Here is a 16,679-nt window from a genome sequence, read left to right as displayed (position 1 = left end):
TCCGCACCGAAGTCCAGGTCCTCGACCGCGATCGCCGCTACGCCGCAGGTCTTCGCCCAGTGCAGCAGCCGGGTCAGGGCGTGCCGGACCTGGGCATCACGGTGGTTCGCGCTGCCGGTCAGGTCGAAGTGGAAGCGGCGCGGACTGCCGGTCGGGTTTCCGTGGACGTCGAGGCGCCAGGCGGCGAGGTGGTCGGCGTTGGTGTCCACGCCGATCACACCGTGCGCGAGAGCGGCCTCGATCGCGATCGTCTTCGTCGGCGCGTACTGCCATGACGCTGTCAGATACCAGCGCCCGCGCTGCACGTCGCAGTGGATGCGGTACGCAACGGCCCGGTTCGCTTCGATCCGGTCGGCCCACTCGGTGCCCCGGTGCGGGAACCTCACTCGGGAGTTCAGGACGTACCGGCCGTGCTTCACGTACCGGCCGTGCTTCGCGTTGGCCAGATGGGCGAGCGGGGCGGGGAGCTTGACGGTCACCTCGCCGTCCGGCGTGACACGCATCGTCTCGTTGCCGAACCTTTTGCCGCTCTCGCCGTCAGCTGTGAGGAACCGGCGTTCGGCTTCCCACCGCCCGCGCCATTCGGTCTCGCCGAGCCCGGCGGCAGCGAGGTTGTGACGGGTGCCCAGGAGGCGTCTGCCGCCCCGTACGACCCGGACCCGCCCTGCCCGGTGGTCGGCCCGTACCGCATCGAGCCGGTCTTGCAGCACGTGCAGGCGGCGGGTCTTGGCGAACCATTCCCGCCTGCTGCGGTATCCGCCCGGGGCGTGTTTGCCGCCCTTCTGCCCGACGGGCAGCGACAGGCGGTGTGTGATCGTCCTGACGCCTGCTTCGAGGCTCTTCAGGTGCGCTGCCTGGCCGCGCCGGGCCAGCGCCCACTGGTCGTGGGTGGCCTTCGTGACCGCCCCCGCCCACCGCGACGACGAGAGTGCCGTCAGCACACGTTTGCGCGCGGCCCACGTGTCGGTGGAGTGCTCCAGCCCGTCGGCACACCGCGCCTTGAGGTCCTTCGAGGCGAGCGCGCCCAGGTGCGCGCCGACCAGGGCCAGCACCTCCTCATCCCGCGGCATGAGGTCCTTCAGCCGGGTCCGCACCGCGACTCCCGTGGGCCCGAGCGCGACAAACGGCGCCGACAACTCCCGCAGCCCGCCCACCCCTTCACACCCCCCTCGCACACCGGACAACCCGCCCCCACACCCAACGACCACCGGCAAAGGTCACCCGTTCGATGCAGGAACCCCCATTCCCACCCGGCATCAACCCACGGCCACGGACGAGGACGAGGCACTCGCTCATACACGCCAGAACACACTCAAACCCAGTCAACAGGCAGCAGTTCCAACCCCCGTACGCACAGATGCAATTATGCGTGTACCTGCCACCCAGCCGGAACTCTACCAAGGGTGCGCGCAAGGGGACGGAGCAGGCGCGAATCGGCCTGGGCGCCTCGCAGGATTGGCCGACACCCGGCGTCCGGCCGCCGGCGGGGCCGGCGGCCGGAGCGGCGTCGAGCGCGGTCAGCGGCCCAGGGCGCGGCGCCTCCAAGCCGTGCGATCTCAGGGCCTGGAGACCTCGCGCGTAAGCTTCGAGCGCCAGGGACACCAGGTCGACCGGGGCAGGAGCGCGCCGCCGACCTCGCCCAGGTGGCCGTTGACGTAGGAGATGCTCGCGTCGCACACCTCCATGGCCATGCCGAAGAACGTCACCGAGTTCGGGGCGAGATGGTACTTCCAGGGCTTGTTGTAGGAGGCGGGGCTCTTGACCACCGTGCCCATGACGCCGACGTTCTCCGTGTCCACGCCGTTCAGGATGTCGCGGGCCTGCCGGATCCGGGCGGGGTCGGTGAGCTGGAAGACGAACGTGTCCGTGCCGTCGGTGAACTCGAAGTAGGCCGCGGCCACGGAATTCGCTCCCGCACCGCTGTCCTGTGCCGCCTGGGCAGGTGTGGCCAATGCCAGGGCGAACATCGAGACCACCGCGAGACTGCCGGCCCTCGTGAGGCTGCGTCGCATGTCTGAGACCTCCAGTGTCTGTCGGGTCGCGTCCACGACCCGTCTGCGGCGAACCTAGTTCGAAATCCAAAGGAATGGTCTATTCCACCCCAAGGGTGCCCAAAAGGCCCTTGAGGAGTGCCCCAAAGTCCCCCGAGCCCGCCCGAACGCCTCCCGGCACCCGGGAACTCAGCGCCCGCGGGCGTCGTCCTGCACCGCGGCCCAGTTCAGCCTCCCGGCGTGGATCAGCCGCAGCTGGCGGCGTGCGGTGTGCGTGACCGCGGCCCATTCCCCACCCTCCGGGCCGGCGGCCAGGTAGGCGGACACCGTCATCACCATGTGGTCGACGTACAGCCGCGCCAGCATGAGCAGGTCGTCCGGACTCCAGCCCGCGCTCAGCGGATCCGCGCCGAGACGTTCGGCCACCTCGCCGGCGAACGCGTCGAGCTGCCCGGCCACCGCCTCACGGACCCTGCGGACGCCGCCGTGCCGTTCGCGCACGATGAAGCGGATGTGCCCGGGATACTCCCGTACGAGTTCGGCCATCAACTCCACCGTCGTGTCGATCCGCTGCGCCGCGTCGCCGGACGCGGCGAGGGTCGAGCGGACGGCGCCGTGCAGACTCTGCAGCGCCTCGTCCACCAGCGCGATCCCCAGCTCCTCGGTGTCCCGGAAGTGCCGGTAGAAGGCGGTCGGGGTCACTCCGGCGACCCGGGTCACCTCCCGCAGGCCGAGACTGCCCAGACTCTGCTCCTCGAGCAGCAACAGGGCCGCATCCAGCAAGGCCCTGCGCGTTTTGCGACGTTGGGCCTGGCGTGCCCCGATGATCTCACTCATGACGAAAAGTCAACCCCCGATTCCCTGAATCCGCATGCCTGCATTTAGACTGAGCAGTCAGTGCACAACTGTCTCCCATTCTTTGGAGTGAGCACGATGGAGGAAGCACGATGCTCTTCCTGATAGCGGCCCTCATGCTGATGGGGATCGCCCTCGGAACCGTTGCCCATGTCCCCGTACACGTGACCCTCGCCGCCACTGCCGCGATCGCCTGCTGGCTGCTGGTCTTCGCGGTCCGGGAGCGGACGGCCCGCCACCACCGGCCGTCCGGCCGACGGGAAGGATGACCATGAACGCCCCCGGCACCACGCTCCGCGCCCCCGCCGGACGGCAGGCCGACGGGATGGCCGTGGCCTCCTTCGTGTTCGGCCTGGTCGGCCTCCTCGCGATGAACCTGTTCCTCGGACCGGCCTCGATCGTCCTCGCCGCCCTCGCCCTCCACCGCGGTACGAGCCGCCCCGGACGCGCCCGGCTCGGCCTCGCCCTGGGCGTCGCCGACCTCCTCGTCCTGGCCTGGCTGGTCAGCGCGGACCAGACCTGGTCGTGGAGCATCGGCTGACCGCCCCGCCACGGCACCTCCGGCCCGTCCGCCCGCGGCGCCTCGCTACGGCAGCGGGGCTCCGCGGGCGGTGATCCACAGGTCGTACCACTCCTCGTGCGTCAGGTCGGGCTCGCGCAGCGCCGCGTCGCGGCAGGCACGGATTCGCTCCGGGCGACCGCTCCCCACGACGGGGGCGATCCGCGCGGGATGCCGCTGCAGCCACCACAGCAGGACCGTCTCCGGCGTCGTGCCCTTGGCGTCGGCCAGCGCGCGCACGAGGCGGGCCGTCGCGTGCTCGCCGGGGCTCTCCTGCCGTCCGGTGAAGCGGCCCTGTGCCAGCGCGCCCCAGGCCTGGAGGCGGACACCGTTCTCCAGGCAGTGCTCGACCGTCCCGGACGGGAAGCCGCCCGCCGCCGCGGTGGCCGTGTTGACGAGGACCCCGTCCTCAAGCCAGTCCCGCCGGTCCAGGCTCATCTCCAACTGGTTGGCGACCAGCGGGAACGCGAGGTGCCGCTGGAGGCGGGCGATCTGCGCGGCGTTCATGTTCGAGACGCCGAACCGGCGGACCAGCCCCTGCCCGCGCAGCGAGGTGAGGGCCGCCGCGATGTCCTCCGGGTCGGCCAGGGGATCGGGCCGGTGCAGGAGCAGGACGTCGACGGCATCGGTGCGAAGGCGGGCGAGGCTCTCCTCGACGCGCCGCACGATGGAGGAGCCGCGCAGGTCGTAGATGCCGGGGCGGCCTCCCTCAGCGAGCCGGATCCCGCACTTCGTCTGCAGCACGATGCGCTCGCGGAGCCCGGGCGTGCGGGCCAGGACCTCGCCGAAGACGGCTTCCGCCTTGCCGCGGCGGTAGATGTCCGCATGGTCGAAGGTGTCGATTCCGCTGTCCAGCGCCGCCACGATCGCCGCCTCGGCCGCATCGATGTCGGCGGGGCCGTACGCATCGTCGTCCCAGCTGCCGCCGAGCGCCATGCATCCGTACAGCAGCCGGGTACCGTCCTTCTCCGGGGGTGTGATCGCCATGCGGCCACCCTACGAGGCCGCGGCCCGGCCCCGTATCCCGGCCGCACGCGCGCGGAAGCGGGCCGCCGGCTTCGTGGCGGGCCGGGGGCGCGGGGCTTCCACGGGCTTCTTCTGCGGCGGAGGCGTCCGCGGCGGATAGGAGGGCGGAACCTTCGGTCCGCCCGCACGGGCCGCAATCGTGGTCATGCGACCACGCTACGCGCCGGCGCGGCTCCGCGGGCCGGGCCGCGGCCCACCGCCGCGGTCGCCGCAGCGGTGGGCCGTGACGGCCGGGCCGGCGCCGTTACGGCGCCATCTCGTACGCGCCGGCCAGGGCCTCGACGCGCTCCCAGACCCGGGCAGAGCGGGCCTCGTCGACGACCGGGCGCCGGACCGCGCCGAGCGCCCAGCCCTGCTGTGCCTCGGTGGCGGAGTCCTTGCCGTGCAGCTCCACGGCGTGCGCGGAGAAGTCGCGTACGAGGACCGCGAACAGCTCGTCCAGCACGTCCTCGTCGAGGCCGGTCAGCTTCGCCTGCTCCAGGATCAGCTGGCCGTGGACGACGAGCGCGAAGAGCTGGCCGACGGCGAGCAGGAGGTCGAGGTCGCGGCTCTGCTCTTCGTCCGGGGCGGCGGTGGCGACGAACTCGCAGAGCGCGTCGGCCTGTTCGCGGAACCGGGCGACGTTCGGCACCGCCGCGTACGCCTCGAAAGCGGGGCGCCAGTCGTGGAAGCGGACGGAGCCGAGGCCCCGGGCCGGGCCCTGCCGGAAGAGGAAGTCGTCGTCGGCCGCGTCGAGGCGGGCCGGGACGGGCGCGTACTCGGCCGGGTCCAGCAGGTGGTTGCGCATGAACTTGAGGATCAGCGCGAGGTTGACGTGGACCGTGCCCTCCAGCTTGGGCAGCCCGCGGATCTCGACGGCGGCCTGCGCGAAGTAGTTGTCCTTCTCGAAGCCCTTCGCGGCGATGACGTCCCACATCAGGTCGATGACCTTCTCGCCCTCCGTGGTCACCTTCATCTTCGTCATCGGGTTGAAGAGCAGGTAGCGGCGGTCGTCGGGGCCCGCGGTGCGGAAGTAGTCGACGGCCCGGTCGCTGAACAGCTTCATCCCGACGAGGCGTACGTACGCGTCCGCCAGCTCACGGCGCACGTGGGGGAACGCGGTGACGGGGCGGCCGTACAGGATGCGGCCGTGCGCGTGGGTGACGGCCTCGTACATCGCGTGCTCGCAGATGCCGATCGAGGCGGTGCAGAGGTTGAACTTGCCGACGTTGACGGTGTTGAGCGCGGCGTCGAAGGCGGCGCGGCCGGTGTGCAGGACGTCGTCCGGGCCGACCGGGTAGTCCTCCAGGCGGAACTCGCTGACGTACTTGGAGGAGTCGACGACGTTCTTCACCAGGTGGTAGGCCGGGTGGCGGCTGTCGGCGGCGAAGAAGACGTACCCGTCCGGGCCCTCGATGTCGGTGCGGCGCCCGAAGACGGAGACGAGACCGGCCGCGTTGCCGTTGCCGATGTAGTACTTGGAGCCGGTGGCCCGGAAACCGCCGGCACCGTCGGTGGACGGCTCCAGCAGCATGTCGGTGGAGTAGATGTCGGCGCCGTGCTCCTTCTCGGAGAGGCCGAAGGCGAACACCTCGCCCTGGGAGAGGAGTTCGGCCGCGCGGGCGCGGGCGGCGGCGTTGTCGCTCTGCCAGACGGGACCGAGGCCGAGGATGGTCACCTGCCACGCGTACCAGTAGTCGAGACCGTAGAACCCGAAGATCTCGTTGAGGGCGGCGATCCGGGCGGTGTCCCAGCGCTTGTCCGCATGGGCGTCGGCCGCGGAGGCCGGGGTGAGGAAGGTGGCGAACAGGCCTTCCTTGGCGGAGAAGGCGAGGAAGTCGCCCAGCCAGGCGCGAGTGCGGTAGTCCTCGATGATCCTGCGCTTGCCTCGCTCCTCGAACCAGTCGACGGTGGCGCGCAGCAGCCTGCGGGTCTCGGGGTCGAAGTGCTGCGGGTCGTAGGTGCGCGGGTTGAACAGCAGGGCGTCGGCCATGGAGGTTCGCCTTCCGGTGGTTGAGGGGTGAGAAGTGAGGGGTGAAGGTGCGATTCCGAGCGGGGGGAGCGGCTCAGGTGCGCGGGCGGGGCGCGCCGAGCCGGCGGAGGGTGGCGAGGACGTCGTCGAGCCAGGCGATCGTCATCCGTTCGTACGCGATGCCGCCGCGGAGCACGACGTGCTGCAGTTCGCCGCCGGCGTCGGCCGGTACGGGGGCCTCGGGTCCGGTGAAGTCGCGCAGTTCCCCGGCGAGATAGTGGGCGAGCCGGTCGCTGTGCACCTGGCGGTGCCGCTCGACCTCGTGCACCAGTGCGGCCGGGTCGTCGAAGGCAGCGCCGCGGATCTTCACGGCGAGGTCGTGCCGCAGACTCTCGGGTTCGCTCGGCTCATGGAGCCAGCGGGAGAGCGCGACGCGGCCCGGGTCCGCGACGGAGTACTCCTTCTTGTCCGGCCGGCCCTGCTGCTCCACCTCGCGGACGGCGAGCAGGCCGTCGGTCTCCATGCGCTTGAGGACGCGGTAGATCTGCTGGTGGGTGGCGGTCCAGAAGTAGCCGATGGACCGCTCGAACCGCCGGGCGAGCTCATAGCCCGAACCCGGCTTCTCCAGCAGCGAGACGAGGATCGCGTGTTCGAGCGCCATACCCCGATCCTTCTATGCAACTCGTTGCATAGACAAGCCGGAGCGCCGGGGTGAGACGCGGCTCACCCGGCTCGGCCGCGGCCGGTGAGCGCACGGTACCCGAAAACGGGACCGAGTTGTCACGCGATGTGCGGAATCGTGAGGGTCTGCCACCCTCCGCCCGGTCCGGGCGCACTAGCGTGGTCCGTACACAAACCCGCCGGCGGCGGGCGCACGTTGGCCCGCCGCCCCCGGTACCGACAGCTGCCCGAGGAACCCCGGTTGACAGGTCGCAGGACGACGCAGCGGCGCGGACCCGATCTGCCGCGCACGCGGTACTGGTTCGACAGCGTCATGGCGCGCGGAACGCCGGTGCTCATCGGCTGGCTGACCCTGGTCTGCCTGGCCGTCGTGGTCCCGGCGAGCGCGGCACTGGTCTGGGCCGACCGGCGGGTGCCCGCCACCTGGTCCGGGCGGCTGCTGGCCGTCTGGGTCAGCGTCGGACAGACCCTGAAGATCGGCGGAGCGGTCGGCAGCCCGCTCTACGTGCTGTTCTCGGTGCTGCTGGCCCTCGTGGCACTGCTGTTCGTCTCCACGCTCGTCAGCCTGATCACCACCGGGCTCAACGACAAGGTGCTGGCCCTGCGGCGCGGACGCTCCACCGTCCTGGAGGAGCAGCACACCGTGCTGCTGGGCTGGTCCGACCAGGTCTTCCCGATCGTCTCCGAACTGATCGCCGCCAACGCCAACCAGCGCAGGGCCGTCGTCGCCGTTCTCGGCCCGAAGGACAAGGCGGAGATGGAGGACGAAATCGCCCTCGCGGCCGGCCGGCTGGGCCACACCCGGCTGTTCTGCCGCAGCGGGGTGACCACGGACCCGGCGGTGGTCGCCCTCGTCCGTCCCGAGACGGCCCGCGCGGTCCTCGTCCTCACCCGCGAGGGCGAGGGCGGTGACGCCCACGTGGTGAAGACGCTGCTCGCCCTGGAGGCGGCCGTACGGGGGCGGGGCCGCCCCGGCGTCGTCGCCGCGGTCCGCGACGGCCGCCACCACCGCGCGGCGCAACTCGCCGCCGGACCGCACGGCCGGGTGCTGAACATCGAGGACGTCACCGCCCGCCTCATCGCCCGGACCTCGCGCCAGCCCGGGCTGTCGTTGGTCCACCAGGAACTGCTGGACTTCGCCGGAGACGAGTTCTACACGGTCCGCGAACCCGCCCTGACCGGGCGCACCTTCGGCGAACTGCTCCTCGCGTACGCCACTTCGTCCGTCGTCGGCATCGTGCGCGGCGCCGGCGGCGTCGAGCTCAACCCGGCGGCCGGCAGCGTGCTGGGGGCGGACGACCGGATCGTCCTCGTCACCGAGGACGACGACACCGCGGTGATGGCGGACGGGCCGCTGCCCGTGGACGAGGCGGCGATCGTGCTGCCCGGCGGTTCGGCGCCGCACCCCGAGCGCTTCCTGATGCTCGGCTGGAACCGCCGCGCTCCGCTGATCATCGACCAGCTCGACCCGTGCGCACCCGAGGGGTCCGAACTGGTGGTCGTCGCGCAGGGCGAGGAAGCGCTCCGGGACGCCGCCCGGTGCGCGAGGTCGCATGCCCGCCGCATGCGGGTCACGGTCCACGGCGGGGACATCACCGACCCGGGGGCGCTGGGCGCTCTGGACGTGCCGTCCTTCGACCGGGCCATCGTCCTCGGGTACGACGACGCGGACGACGCCGCCCCCGGTGCGCTCGCCGGTGACGACCGGACCCTGGTGACCCTGCTCCACCTGCGCGCCCTGGAGGAGGCCTCGGGCCGGGAACTGGCCGTTGTGACCGAGATGGCCGACGACCGCAACCGGCTGCTCGCCCCCGCCCGGGAGGGCGCCGACTTCATCGTCGGCGGTCGGCTCATCAGCCTGCTGATGACCCAGATCGCGGAGAACCGGCACCTCGCCGACGTCTTCGACAGCCTGTTCTCGGCCGACGGCGACTCGCTCCACCTGAGGCCTGCGACGCACTACGTCGCACCAGGACGCCCGGTCACGTTCGCCACGGTCGTGGAGTCAGGCCGTCGGCAGGGGCACTGCGTCATCGGGTACCGGGTGTACGAGGACGCCTCGCAGGACCCCTCGTACGGCGTCCGGATCAATCCGGACAAGAGGGTGCCCGTACGGTTCGGCGCGCAGGACTCGGTGATCGTACTGGCGCCGGAATCGGCGGCCCCGGCCGCCGGTTCCGCCGCTCCCCCGCCCGACGCCCTTCCCGGCAGCCGGAAGCCGGCCGCCGTCGAGACGACGGGCGGGCCCTGACGGAGTACGAACACTTTACCCGTCCCTGATGGCATGCCCAGGTCAAATCTGCCAGGCTCTTCCGGCGGTCGTCGCCCTGACCCAGGGCGACACCGCACAGCAGATCTCACCAAGCGATCGTGCAGACGATGCACACAGTCCGCGGCTGCCCTCCGGCGCACCCGAACCGGGCGGGCGGCCACCGAGCAGGCCGGAATCCCGGCCGTCTCAAAGGAGTTCCGCGTGAGACCAACCCCCCACAAGGCCTTGGCCGCGAGCGCATTCGCCCTCGCCGCGCTGGCCGCCGCAGCACTCTCCGTCACACCGGCCGCAGCAGCACCGCACAAGGCACCCGCGGCGGCCGCCGCCTGCACCCCGGCCCAGGTGGTCGCCAACGGCGGCTTCGAGAGCGGCACTTCGCCCTGGACCCAGTCGTCGGCCAGTGTGATCACCAGCCGCGCCGGTCAGACCGCCCACGGCGGCACCACTTTCGCCTGGCTGAACGGTGTCGGCCGGACGCACACCGACACCCTCTCCCAGAGCGTCTCGATCCCGTCCGGCTGCAGCACCGCCACCCTCACCTTCTGGCTGCACATCGACACCGCCGAGACGACGACGTCCACCAAGTACGACAAACTGACGGCGAAGATCGGCGCCACGACGCTGGCCACGTACTCGAACCTCGACAAGAACACCGGCTACGCGCAGAAGTCGTTCGACGTGTCGGCCTTCGCCGGCCAGACCGTCGACGTCACCTTCACCGGCACCGAGGACTCCAGCCTCCAGACGAGCTTCGTCCTCGACGACGTGGCCCTCGCCACCTCGGGCGGCACCGTCCCGCCCGCCGACTCCACCCGCACTCCGGCCGCGCCCTCGTACACCGTCAGCCTGAGCAGCAACACCAGCGGCACCGTCTGGACCGGCCACGAGAGCGCGAGCTTCACCAACGCCTCCGCCGCCCCGCTCAGCGAGGTCTACCTCAGACTGTGGGACAACTACCACGGCACCTGCTCGGCCATGCCGATCACGGTCGGCAACGTCACCGGCGGCACCGCCGGCGCCCTCTCGGTCGGCTGCACCGCCCTCAAGATCGACCTGCCGACTCCGCTGACACAGGGCCAGACCGCCACGATCGGCTTCGACCTGGGCATCACCGTGCCCAGCGGAGCCGACCGCTTCGGCTACGACGGGGCTTTCAGCATGCTCGGCAACGCCCTGCCCGTCCTCGCGATCAGGGACGGGGCGGGCTGGCACCTGGACCCGTACACCAACAACGGAGAGTCCTTCTACTCACTGGCCTCCGATTTCCGCGTGACCCTCGACCACCCGAGCACCCTGCTCGTCCCGGCCACCGGCGCCTCGGTCGACACCCCCGGCTCCAGCGGACGCACGGTCACCACGGCCGCCGCGACCAAGGTCCGCGACTTCGCCTGGGCGGCGGGCCCGTTCAGCAAGATCTCCGGCACCTCGACGGCCGGGACCCCGATCAACATCTACTCCGTCTCGGGTATCGGCTCGGCAGACGCGCAGTCGATGCTCGCCACCGCCAAGTCGGCCGTGGACGCCCACGCGGCCCGGTTCGGCGCCTACCCGTACGGCGAACTGGACGCCGTGATCGACAACAACTACTGGTTCGGCGGGATGGAGTACCCCGGATTCGTCCTCGACCTGGTCAGCACCACGGCGCTCACCCACGAGATCGGCCACCAGTGGTGGTACGGCATCGTCGGCGACGACGAGTACGCCGGCCCGTGGCTCGACGAGGCCTTCACCGACTACGCCACCGACCTGGCCCTGGGCAAGACCGGGACCAACTGCTGGAGCAGCGTCTCGTGGGCCTCGTCCGCTGAGAAGATCACCAACTCCATGGGCTACTGGGACGCCCACTCCTCCCGGTACTCCACCGTCGTCTACGGCTACGGCAAGTGCGCCCTGCACGACCTGCGGCGCGTCCTCGGCGACACGGCGATGGCCAAGCTGCTGAAGGACTACGCCACTTCGCACTGGTACGGCGTGTCCACCACGGCCGAGTTCAAGGCGGCCGCCCAGGCCGCCACGACCACGGACCTGACCTCCTTCTGGACCCAGCACCGCATCGACGGCTGAGCCGACACCGGCCCGGCAGCCCTTCGCCGCGGTGGGCGCCTCCTGACGCCCACCGCGGCGAACTCATGACTACGACCGCACCCTAGCCGTCACCTGTGACATGTGAAATATTACCTGCGCTTCGACCGAACTCACCGAAAGGTCAGCCACGTTGCGCAGACTCCCCGCGGTGGTAGCGGCGATATCTCTCGCCCTCCTCGCCACCCCCGCGCTCGCCGCGCCCGCAACGCCGCCCCCCGCGGCGCAGCAGGCCCCCGAGCTGTCCCCCGCCCCGCCGCCCGCACCCCTGGAGCTCCAGCGCCAGAGCCTGCGCCGCCAGGCACTCGAAGGTGTCGCCTCCGGCACCACGGCGGCCGAGGCGGACGGCACGCTCCCCCGCCGGGCCGCGGTCGGCAAGCGGTACGTCGAACTCGCCCAGGAGCGCAAGGACAAGGTGTTCGTGATCCTGGCCGAGTTCGGCGACCAGGTGGACACGACCACCGAGTTCGAGGGCAAGCCCCGCTTCGGCGGCACGCCCGGCCCTCGCCACGACACCATCGCCAAGCCCGCGAAGAGCGACAACCACACCCTGTGGCGCAAGGACTTCAGCCGGGACTACTACCAGCATCAGTTCTTCGGCACCGACCCCGGCGCCGTAACGCTCCGCAACTACTACCGCTTGCAGTCCTCCGGCCGCTACGACATGGACGGCCAGGTCAGCGACTGGGTGCGGCTGCCGTGGAACGAGGCCCGCTACGGGACGGACAACTGCTCCGAGCCCGGCCAGTGCCGCACCAACTGGGACCTCGTACGCGATGCCACCAACGCCTGGTACCACACCGAGCGCGCCAAGGGCCGTACCCCGGAAGAGATCAAGGCCCAGCTGGCCGAGTACGACGTGTGGGACCGCTACGACGCCGACCACGACGGCAACTTCGACGAACCGGACGGCTACATCGACCACCTCGTCGTCGTCCACGCGGGCAAGGACCAGACCTGGGGCGGCGGCGACCAGGGCAAGGATGCCGTCTGGGCGCACCGCTGGTTCGCGTACTGGGACCAGGCGGGCAGCGCGGGCCCCGCGGGCAACAAGGCGGGCGGCACCCCGGTGGGCGACTCCGGCATCTGGGCCGGCGACTACCTGACCGGCGGCGAGAACAGCGGAGTCGGCCTGTTCGCCCACGAGTTCGGGCACGACCTCGGGCTGCCCGACCTGTACAGCTCCGACGGGGACAACAGCGTCAACTTCTGGTCGCTGATGTCAACGGCCTCCTACCTCGGCAAGGGGCGGAACACCACCGGGGACTATCCCGGCGACCTCGACCCCTGGAGCAAGCTGCAACTGGGCTGGCTGGAGTACACCGAGGCCGATGCGGGCCGCAGGACGCGCGCCGTCCTCGGGGTGTCCGGCTACAACACCGAGGATCCACAGGCCCTGCTGGTGCACCTGCCGCCCTCGGTGACCCGGACCGGACTGACCGACCCCTACGAGGGCGGCAGCCAGTGGTGGAGCGGCACCGGCGACTTCATGGACAACACCCTGACCCGGACGGTCGACCTCTCCGACCGGGCACCGGGTGCGGGTCCGGTCCGGCTCGACGCCCGCGTCTGGTACGACACCGAGCAGGACTTCGACTTCCTGACCGTGGAGGCCTCGACGGACGGCGGCACCACCTGGTCCGCCCTGGCGGGCACGGTCGGCGGCGCCGCGATCCCGGCGAAGGGGATCTCCGGCGCCTCGGGCGGCTGGGCCGAACTCGGCGTGCCCCTGGACCGGTTCGCCGGCCGCGGCATCCAACTGCGCCTGCGGGTGACCTCGGACGGGAACACGCACGGCAAGGGCGTCACCTTCGACGACATACGGATCACGGCGGGTGAGCGGGAGCTGCTGCACGACGGCGCCGAACAGGGTGACAACGGCTGGACGGCGCACCGCTGGTCTCGTACGCAGGGCCGTACCGGGAGCGCGGAGCACCCGCGCGCCTACCTGGTCGAGAACCGGCGTTACACCGGCTACGGCGCCTACCTCAAGAGCGGCCCGTACAACTTCGGCTCCGGCAACGACACCGTGGAGTTCTACCCGTACCAGCAGGGCGTGCTCATCTGGCTCTGGGACACGGCGTACGGAGACAACACCACGAAGGCGCACCCGGGCGCGGGGATGCTGCTCCCCGTCGACGCGCGACCGGAGCCGCTGCGGGCTGCCGACGGCACCGTGCTGGGCGCCCGTGTGCAGACTTTCGACGCCACGTTCTCCACACGGCCGACCGACGAGATCGTGCTGCACAAGGCCGGCGTGCCGGTGCTGATCCCGGCGCGGCCCGGGATCGCGGTCTTCGACGACCGGCGGGGCGGCTACTGGAACGCCGACCTGCCGCAGGTGGGTGTGAAGGTCCCCGACACCGGGACCCGGATCGCCGTCGTGAAGGAGGCTTCAGGGGGCGCCCTGACCACCGTCCAGGTCAGCCCCTCGCCCTGACGGGCGCGTCAGCCGCGCTCTGCGGCGAAGGCCCCGCCGGCACCGAAGACCAGTCCGGCGAAGCGGTCACCGATGCGGCGGTGGGTGGCGGCGTCCGGGTGGAGCTCGTCGGGGAGCGGCAGCTCGGCGAAGTCCGCCTCGCCGTAAAGCTCTCGGCCGTCGAGGTGGTACAGGTGGGGGTCCTGTGCCGCCCGCTGCCGCACGATGCGCGCCAGTTCCGTACGGATGACGTTGAGCGTCAGCTTCCCGGCGGCGCGCTCCGCGGGGTCGCCCGCGGCCCGGAACCGGATCTTCCCGGCCTGGAGGTCGGTGAAGTCCGGGGCAGTGGGGCCGGGGGTGTCCTCGTGGATGGGGCACAGGATCGACGAGACGACCAGCAGGGGCGTGGTGGGATGCCCCTCGCGGAGGGTGTCGAGGAAGCCGTGCACCGCCGGGGTGAAGGCGCGCAGCCGCATCAGATCGGTGTTGACCAGGTTGATGCCGATCTTGATGCTGAGCAGGTCCGCGGGTGTGTCCCGCATGGCGCGGGCGGTGAACGGATCGAGCAGGGCGCTGCCGCCCAGCCCCAGGTTGACCAGCTCCGCACCACCGAGGGCAGCCGCCAGCGCCGGCCAGGTCGTGGAGGGGCTCGCGGCGTTCGAGCCCTGGCTGATCGAACTGCCGTGGTGCAGCCACACCCTGCGGTTTCCGTGCGGTACCGGTTCGACGGGGGCGTCGGTGCGCAGGGCGACGAGCTCGGTGATCTCGTTGTGCGGAAGCCATATCTCGACGTGCTTCGGGCGGTCGGACAGTCCGGTGAACCGGACGGTGCCGACCGGTCCGGGCCGGGTCTGCGCGGACCCGGTGGTCATGTCGACCGTGAGGACGTGGCCGCCGGTCACCGCGGACTGACCGGCCGGGCGGCCGTCGACGAGCAGGTCGTACACGCCGTCGGGGCGGGGCGGGGCGCCCGCGTAGGCCATCTTGGTGCGCAGCGTGTCCAGTTCGACGACGGTCGCCCTGGTGCGGAACACCAGCCGTACGCCGGAGGGCTGGGCCTGCGCCATCGCCGTCTGCCCGTCGGCGCACTGCGCGCGGGCCCGGGCCGGGAGCCGGTGCGGGAGCACGCCGTGCTCGGTGCGCTCCAGATCGAGCGCACCGCGCAGGAGTTCCGCGGTGATGGGCGTGGAGACGGGTGTGGCGACCGGTGCGGCGGTCCGGTCGGACCGGCCGGGTACGGATTCGTGCGGGTGGCTCATGGCCCCAGCCTGTCAACCGGATCCCGGATCCGCACATCACTTTCCGCGCGCACGGGCCAGGGCGCTCGCAGCGGTCAGCCAGGTCAGGGCGAAGAACCAGCCGCCGAGGACGTCCGTGGGCCAGTGCATCCCGAGGTAGATCCGGCTCAGGCCGACGGCCACGGCCCAGCAGGCCGCCAGGGCCCACCAGAGCCGGGCGGCGGCCGGGCCCGCCGTGCGCCACGCGGCCCAGGCCAGTAGCCCGGCCACGACGGCCGAGGTGGTGGCGTGACCGGAGGGGAAGGCGAAACCCGAGGCCGGCGCGGCCCAGTCGGCAACGGGCGGACGCGGCCGCGCCACGGCGTGCACGACGGCGTAGCGCACCCCTTGGACGAGCAGCAGGAAAGCGAGTGCGCCCGCGGCCGCCGCCACCCGGCCGCGGCTGCCCCGGCCCGCGATGAGCCCGGCGGCGACGGCGCACACGTACGGGACGGGGCCGCTGCCGGTCGCCGTGATGCCGCGGGCGAGGGCCACCAGGACGGCGGGGCGGTGCTGCACCGACCACTGGTGCCAGCTCTCGTCCACGGGGAACGGGGCGCCGTTGCGGGCCGCGACCAGGGCGGCCAGCAGCACGAACAGCGCGGCGCACGGCACCGCGCACAGCACTGCGGCCGGCACCCGGCGGGCGGGCGGCGGTGGCTTGCCCGTCTCCATCAGGGGGCGGCCCGGGAACACGCCGGCAGTACGCCCGGCCGTCGCAGGAGGGCTGCCGCGAGCCGGCTCACCGCGAGCCTCCGTCCGAGGCTCGGCTGCCCCTGCGGCGGAACATTTCGAAGGCCAGCGGGGCGAGGGAGAGGAGGACGAAGAGCGCCACGATCGGCAGCAGGTAGTGGTCGATGTCGGGTACCGAGGAGCCGAGCGCGTAGCCGGCGAGCACGAGGCCGAGGGTCCAGAGGAGCCCGCCCGCGACCTGCCACAGGGTGAAGACGCGGGCGGGCACGTCGAGGGCGCCGGCCAGCGGGTTCAGCACGGTACGCACGATGGGGACGAACCGGGCGAGCACGATGGCCTTCGCGTGGCCGTAGCGGTCGAGGAGCTCTTCGGCCCGCTCGGCGCCTTCGTGGAGCTTGCGGCTGCGGCTGCGGGCCAGCAGGGCCCGCCCGCCGCGCCGGCCGATGAGGTAGCCGGCCTGGGCCCCGAGCAGGGCTCCGGCCGAAGCCGCGCACAGCACCAGGGGAAGCGAGAAGTGCACGGGGCCGTCCGCGTCCGGGACGCAGAACAGTCCGGCGGTGAAGAGCAGCGAGTCGCCGGGCAGGAAGAACCCGACCAGGAGGCCGGTCTCGGCGAACATGACGACCGCGATGCCCAGCGTTCCGAAGGCCGCGAGCAGGGAGCCGGCGTCCAGCAGGTTGACGGCCTGGGGGCTGAGGCCCTGTACCGCCGCCGCAAGAGGGGATGAGGCCAAGGGAACGACTCCCGTACGGTGAGGGCCGAGAGCCCAGGACGACACCCGACCGGCGGCCGTCTACCGCTCCGTAGACGGTCTACGGAACTGTAGACGATCGGACGCCCGGCACGTACCCCGGTCGACACGCACCCGGCCCC

Annotated in this window: 15 protein-coding genes; 5 read left to right on the top strand and 10 right to left on the bottom strand. The window is 71.7% G+C overall.

Annotated features, from left to right (window positions below):
* The 3 genes from ABTY04_RS32050 to ABTY04_RS32040 form a co-directional block, all read right to left on the bottom strand.
* Nucleotides 1–1,154: IS200/IS605 family accessory protein TnpB-related protein (locus tag ABTY04_RS32050; RefSeq protein ID WP_352216940.1), on the bottom strand; the 1,154-nt coding region annotated here is incomplete at its 3' end.
* A gap of 402 nt (nt 1,155–1,556) precedes the next feature.
* Complete coding sequence (locus tag ABTY04_RS32045) at nt 1,557–2,012, bottom strand: BP74-related protein (protein WP_352216939.1); 456 nt, start codon at nt 2,010–2,012, stop codon at nt 1,557–1,559.
* Between the two features lie 168 nt (nt 2,013–2,180).
* Nucleotides 2,181–2,828, bottom strand: coding sequence for a TetR family transcriptional regulator (locus tag ABTY04_RS32040; RefSeq protein ID WP_352216938.1), 648 nt, complete (start codon nt 2,826–2,828; stop codon nt 2,181–2,183).
* 110 nt (nt 2,829–2,938) lie between these two features.
* Here ABTY04_RS32040 and ABTY04_RS32035 point away from each other — a divergent pair, with 110 nt between their 5' ends.
* Entirely contained in the window at nt 2,939–3,115 is a 177-nt protein-coding gene (locus ABTY04_RS32035) for a hypothetical protein (RefSeq protein WP_352216937.1), read from the top strand.
* Nucleotides 3,116–3,117: 2 nt separating this feature from the next.
* Nucleotides 3,118–3,387, top strand: a complete 270-nt coding sequence (locus ABTY04_RS32030; protein ID WP_502996759.1) for a DUF4190 domain-containing protein — start codon at nt 3,118–3,120, stop codon at nt 3,385–3,387.
* A gap of 45 nt (nt 3,388–3,432) precedes the next feature.
* On the opposite strand, the gene ABTY04_RS32025 is transcribed toward ABTY04_RS32030, so the two are convergent.
* From ABTY04_RS32025 to ABTY04_RS32010, 4 genes are all read right to left on the bottom strand, one after another.
* Nucleotides 3,433–4,392, bottom strand: coding sequence for an aldo/keto reductase (locus ABTY04_RS32025; protein WP_352216935.1), 960 nt, complete (start codon nt 4,390–4,392; stop codon nt 3,433–3,435).
* A 9-nt stretch (nt 4,393–4,401) separates the two neighbouring features.
* Nucleotides 4,402–4,578, bottom strand: coding sequence for a hypothetical protein (locus tag ABTY04_RS32020; RefSeq protein WP_352216934.1), 177 nt, complete (start codon nt 4,576–4,578; stop codon nt 4,402–4,404).
* Nucleotides 4,579–4,675: 97 nt separating this feature from the next.
* Complete coding sequence (locus ABTY04_RS32015; protein ID WP_352216933.1) at nt 4,676–6,403, bottom strand: acyl-CoA dehydrogenase family protein; 1,728 nt, start codon at nt 6,401–6,403, stop codon at nt 4,676–4,678.
* A gap of 73 nt (nt 6,404–6,476) precedes the next feature.
* Nucleotides 6,477–7,043: a PadR family transcriptional regulator gene (locus ABTY04_RS32010; RefSeq protein WP_352216932.1), complete on the bottom strand. Its 567-nt coding sequence runs from the start codon at nt 7,041–7,043 to the stop codon at nt 6,477–6,479.
* Between the two features lie 261 nt (nt 7,044–7,304).
* On the opposite strand from ABTY04_RS32010, the gene ABTY04_RS32005 reads away from it, so the two are divergent.
* From ABTY04_RS32005 to ABTY04_RS31995, 3 genes are all read left to right on the top strand, one after another.
* A complete protein-coding gene (locus ABTY04_RS32005) occupies nt 7,305–9,314 on the top strand; it encodes a CASTOR/POLLUX-related putative ion channel (protein WP_352216931.1) in 2,010 nt (669 codons plus the stop codon).
* A 222-nt stretch (nt 9,315–9,536) separates the two neighbouring features.
* On the top strand, nt 9,537–11,399 hold the full coding sequence (locus tag ABTY04_RS32000; RefSeq protein WP_352216930.1) for a M1 family metallopeptidase: 1,863 nt from the start codon (nt 9,537–9,539) through the stop codon (nt 11,397–11,399).
* Between the two features lie 169 nt (nt 11,400–11,568).
* Entirely contained in the window at nt 11,569–13,857 is a 2,289-nt protein-coding gene (locus tag ABTY04_RS31995) for an immune inhibitor A domain-containing protein (RefSeq protein ID WP_352216929.1), read from the top strand.
* Nucleotides 13,858–13,865: 8 nt separating this feature from the next.
* On the opposite strand, the gene ABTY04_RS31990 is transcribed toward ABTY04_RS31995, so the two are convergent.
* Genes ABTY04_RS31990 through ABTY04_RS31980 form a run of 3 tightly spaced genes read right to left on the bottom strand, consistent with a single transcriptional unit; the run spans nt 13,866 to nt 16,539 of the window.
* Nucleotides 13,866–15,095, bottom strand: a complete 1,230-nt coding sequence (locus ABTY04_RS31990; RefSeq protein WP_352216928.1) for an SGNH/GDSL hydrolase family protein — start codon at nt 15,093–15,095, stop codon at nt 13,866–13,868.
* Between the two features lie 36 nt (nt 15,096–15,131).
* A complete protein-coding gene (locus ABTY04_RS31985; RefSeq protein ID WP_352216927.1) occupies nt 15,132–15,809 on the bottom strand; it encodes a phosphatase PAP2 family protein in 678 nt (225 codons plus the stop codon).
* A 46-nt stretch (nt 15,810–15,855) separates the two neighbouring features.
* Entirely contained in the window at nt 15,856–16,539 is a 684-nt protein-coding gene (locus tag ABTY04_RS31980) for a DedA family protein (protein WP_352216926.1), read from the bottom strand.
* Between the last annotated feature and the right edge of the window lie 140 nt (nt 16,540–16,679).

The sequence above is a fragment of the Streptomyces sp. NPDC097981 genome, assembly GCF_040302565.1.
Lineage (GTDB): Bacteria > Actinomycetota > Actinomycetes > Streptomycetales > Streptomycetaceae > Streptomyces.
This window is presented reverse-complemented; position numbering and strand designations above follow the sequence as displayed.